We start from the raw sequence: 4,219 nt of genomic DNA, 5'->3' as shown, positions 1-4,219 counted from the left end.
TCCCGCGCGGGCGGCGCGGGTCGCCGACCGACTGGGGGCGACCGCCGCACCGTCCGTGGAGCAGGTCTTCACGTGGGGCGTGGACGCCGTCGTCGTGGCCTGCGCCACCGACGGGCACGCGGGGCTGGTCCTGCGGGCGGTACGCGGCGGGCTGCCGGTGTTCTGCGAGAAACCGCTGGCCACCGACCTCGCCCGGACGCTGGCCGTACTGCGCGAGGTGACCGCCGCGGACGGAGTGCTCCAGCTGGGCTTCATGCGCCGCTTCGACGCGGGCTGCCGCACCGCCCGGGAACTGGTGCGCGCCGGAGCCCTGGGCCGGCTGCACACCGTACGGACGATGACCGCCGATCCGGCGCCGCCGACCGCCGCGTACCTGGCGACCTCCGGGGGCCTGTACCGGGACTGCCTGGTGCACGACTTCGACATGGTCCGCTGGGTGACCGGGCACGAGGTGACGCAGGTGTACGCGACCGGCTCCGACGCGGGTCCGGCGGTGTTCCGGCAGGTCGGCGACGTGGACACCGCCGTCGCCGTCCTCACCCTGGACGACGGGACCCTGGCCACCTGTACGGGCACCCGGTGCAACGGCGCCGGGTACGACGTGCGGATGGAGCTGGCCGGGGAGCTCGACCAGGTCTCCTCCGGGCTGGACGACCGGACGCCGATCGCCTCGACCGAACCGCACGGCCCGCCCCCGGCGAGCAAGCCGTGGGCGGGGTTCCTGGAGCGGTTCGGTCCCGCGTACGAGGCGGAGCTGGCGGCCTTCGTCCGGCTGGTGCGCGGCGAGGGCCCCAACCCGTGCGACGGCCGGGAGGCACTGGCCGCGCTGCGGATCGCGGAGGCGTGCGAGGTGTCGCGGCGCGAGCAGCGCCCGGTCCGCATGGCGGAGCTGCCGGACCTGTGAGGCCTCCCGCGACGCCGGGAGCGGGGGCGGCGGGGGCGACGCCGGGGGCGGTACGGAGTCGGGCACGGGCGGCGGCTACCAGCGCACCGGCAGCCGGGTCACGCCCCGGATCAGACTGCCCCCGATGTGGTCCGGCGGCCCGGCGGCCGGGTCCTCGGCCAGGTCCGGGAAGCGCTCCAGCAGGCCGCGGATCGCGATGCGGCCCTCCATCCGGGCGAGCGGGGCGCCGATGCAGAAGTGCAGCCCGTGCCCGAAGGCGAGGTGGCCCTGCGGGGCGCGCCGGATGTCGAAGGTGTCGGGGTCCCCGTAGCGTTCGGGGTCGCGGTCGGCGCCGGCCAGCGACACGAGGACGGTGGCGCCGGCCGGGATGGCGGTGCCGCCGATCTCCATGTCCTCGCGGGCGTAGCGGTAGGTGGAGTTCTGCACCGGCCCGTCGTAGCGCAGCATCTCCTCGATCGCGCCGTCGAGCAGTCCGTCGTGGTCGGCGCGCAGGGCGGCCAGTTGGTCCGGGTGGGCCAGCAGGGCGCGCGTGCCGTTGGAGATGAGGTTGACGGTGGTCTCGTGGCCGGCGATCAGCAGCAGGAAGGCCATGCCGATGAGTTCTTCGGGGGACAACGCGTCGCCGTCCTCGTCCCGGGTCCGGATGAGGGCGCTGAGCAGGTCCTCCCCCGGGTCCTTCGCCTTGGCCGCGACGAGTTCGGTGAGGTACTCGCCGAGCTTCTGGTGCGCCGTGGTGCTCGGGGCGACGGAGGTGGGGGCGAGGACCTCCTTGGACCAGTAGCTGAAGCGCTCGCGGTCCAGGTCGGGGACGCCGAGCAGTTCGCCGATGACGGTCATCGGGAGCGGGAACGCGAGGGCCTTGACCAGGTCGGCGGTGCGCTGCGGGCGGGCGGCCATCGCGTCGAGCAGTTCGTCGGTGATCTGCTGGACGCGGGGACGCATGGCCTGCACGCGGCGGGTGGTGAACTCGCGGGCGACCAGGCGGCGGAGCCGGGTGTGGTGCGGCGGGTCGGCCTCCAGCATGTTGCTGTTGGCTTCGGTGACCGTGATGCCCGGCAGGACCGCGCCGCTGCTCCAGTCCTTCGCCAGACCGGGGTGGCTGAGGGCCTGGCGGGCCTCGTCGTAGCCGACGACCAGGAAGGCGGGTGCGTACTCGGCTGCCGCGACCTCGACCTGGTGCACCGGGCCCGTCGCACGCAGCCGGGCGTAGTACGCGTAGGGGTCCGTGTCGAAGTCCGCGTCGTTCGCGCTGATGTCCGGTTGTGGCATGCGGTCACACTAATGTGACCGCTCAGTACGGGACCCGGCGATTTTCGGTCACTCGTCAGCGTCTCCCGGACACCTGTCGGACACCCACCCCGGTCATCCGGTCACGGCGCGGCGGCCCCAAGCGGTGCCGCCGAGGACGAGTGCGGCCCCCGCGAGGCCGGCCGCGCCCAGGTGTTCGCCGCCGATGACGGTGCCGGCGGCCGCCGCCCACAGCGGCTCGGTGCCCAGCAGCAGGCTGACGCGCGAGGGCGAGGAGCGGCGTACGGCCCACATCTGCACGAAGAAGGCGAAGAGCGTGCAGAAGACGGAGAGGAAGGCGAGTCCCGCCCACTCGGCGGGCCCGAAGGCGGCGGCCGCCGCCCAGGGGCTGTCACCGGTGCCGGGCAGGGCGGCCAGTGCGGCGAAGACGAGGACGGCGCCGCCGAGCTGAACGGTCGTCAGCGACAGCGGATCGGCTCCCTGGACGGCCTTGCTCCGGGCCATCAGCAGGACGTGCAGGGTCCGGGCGAGGGCCGCACCGAGGATGAGCAGGTCGCCGGTGCCGGGGACGGTGATCCCGGCGCCCTGGGTGAGCAGGACGACACCGGCGACGGAAGCCGCGGCCGCTACGAGGAAGGCGCCCGAGGGGGCCTCGCGCCGTACGGCGGCCTCGGCGAGCGGGGTGAAGATCATGGTCAGGCTGATGATCAGCCCGGCGTTGGTGGCGGAGGTGTGGACGACCCCGTAGGTCTCCAGCAGGAAGATCCCCCCGAGTACGAGGCCGAGCAGGCCCGCACCGCGCAGCTGCCGGGCGGTGAGCGCCCGCAACCGCTGCCGTCCGGCGACGACCAGGACGGGCAACACGAGCGCGAAGCGCAGGACGAGCACGGCGATCACGGTGTGGGCGGTCGTGATGCCCTTGGCGGCGAGGTAGCTGCCGCCCCAGACGACGGCGACGGCCAGGACGGGCAGATCCGCGAGCCAGGCCCGGCGGGGCGCGGCGGTGCGTGCGAGGAGGGCGGACGAGCTCACCAGGGACTCTCCAACGGCGTGAAGCGGTGGAGACTTCGGCGGCTCCCACGGGCGCGGCTCACCGTACCGGAGCCGATCATGGCGGTCGAGCGGTTTCACCCCGCCCGGCGCCGCAGTCGTCCGGCGTCGCAGTGGCCCGGCGTCCCGCACCCGGCGCCACCCGGCGTCACCCGGCGCCACCGTCCGCCGGGGCCGCCCTCCCGGGGCCCGACGGACGGCCGCGGCTCAGGCGAAGGTGCCGAAGGTGGCCCGGCCCGTGGGGCGGTAGGTGAGGATGGCCGTGCCGTTCGGCGTCGTGCGCGAGGCGGCCAGCTCGTAGGCCGTCGGCAGCCCGCCCGTGGGGAACAGCCGGCGCCCGGCGCCCAGGAAGACGGGGAACACCAGCAGGTTCAGCTCGTCCACGAGGTCCCGCACCAGCAACCACTGGGCCAGCGCTCCACTGCCGTGCACCTGGAGTTCCCGGCTCCCCTCCAGCGCGTCCTTGACCTGCATGATCTCGCCCTGGAGGTGTTCGCCGTCGATGACCGTGGTCCCGTCCCAGGCCGGTTCCTTGAGCGTGGTCGAGGCGACGTACTTCGGCAGCCCGTTGAGCCGGCTCGCGATCGGGTTCGTCGGGTCGGTCACCTTCGGCCAGTAGCCGGCGAAGATCTCGTACGTGCGGCGCCCGAGCAGGAAGGCCCCGGCCCGGTCGAACACCTCGGTCATGAACGCCTCCATGCCCTCGTCGTCGAACGGCACCAGCCAGCCGCCGTACTCGAACCCGCCGCCGGGGTCCTCGTCCGGCCCGCCGGGGGCCTGCATGACGCCGTCGAGGGTCACGAAGGTGGTGAGGGTCAGCTTGCCCATCGCTCTGCGCTCCTTGCGTCCGGTTCGTGCTGCACGTGTTCAGACTCCCGGGCGCCCCGGACCTCATCGGGGCGGCGCGCACGAACGCGAGGTCCGATTCCCGCCAGCGCCCGCCCCTCCCCGCCCGTTTCATTGAACCCGCAACGAAATATCGGACGAGAGCAGGGAGAAGACGATGAACAGCAGCGG

At 73.7% G+C, this 4,219-nt stretch carries 4 protein-coding genes; 1 reads left to right on the top strand and 3 read right to left on the bottom strand.

The genetic code is table 11. The features are described 5' to 3' along the window. A partial coding sequence (locus OG974_RS32735) for a Gfo/Idh/MocA family oxidoreductase (RefSeq protein WP_371647383.1) occupies nt 1-904 on the top strand: 904 nt, incomplete at its 5' end. A gap of 75 nt (nt 905-979) precedes the next feature. On the opposite strand, the gene OG974_RS32730 is transcribed toward OG974_RS32735, so the two are convergent. The 3 genes from OG974_RS32730 to OG974_RS32720 form a co-directional block, all read right to left on the bottom strand. Next, nucleotides 980-2,173, bottom strand: a complete 1,194-nt coding sequence (locus OG974_RS32730; protein WP_371647381.1) for a cytochrome P450 — start codon at nt 2,171-2,173, stop codon at nt 980-982. 93 nt (nt 2,174-2,266) lie between these two features. Beyond that, nucleotides 2,267-3,184 (bottom strand): DMT family transporter, encoded by a 918-nt coding sequence (locus tag OG974_RS32725; RefSeq protein WP_371647379.1) that lies wholly within the window; start codon nt 3,182-3,184, stop codon nt 2,267-2,269. A gap of 225 nt (nt 3,185-3,409) precedes the next feature. Continuing rightward, nucleotides 3,410-4,030, bottom strand: a complete 621-nt coding sequence (locus OG974_RS32720; protein ID WP_327279371.1) for a dihydrofolate reductase family protein — start codon at nt 4,028-4,030, stop codon at nt 3,410-3,412. Between the last annotated feature and the right edge of the window lie 189 nt (nt 4,031-4,219).

It is taken from the genome of Streptomyces sp. NBC_00597 (genome assembly GCF_041431095.1).
GTDB lineage: Bacteria > Actinomycetota > Actinomycetes > Streptomycetales > Streptomycetaceae > Streptomyces.
Note: the sequence above shows the minus strand (reverse complement) of the source record. Positions and strands in the feature narration are given on the sequence as shown.

What these genes read in the sequence shown, in the direction of transcription:
- OG974_RS32720 (WP_327279371.1), bottom strand. Translation starts at nt 4,030, where the DNA reads ATGGGCAAGCTGACCCTCACCACCTTCGTGACCCTCGACGGCGTCATG.
- OG974_RS32730 (WP_371647381.1), bottom strand. Translation starts at nt 2,173, where the DNA reads ATGCCACAACCGGACATCAGCGCGAACGACGCGGACTTCGACACGGAC.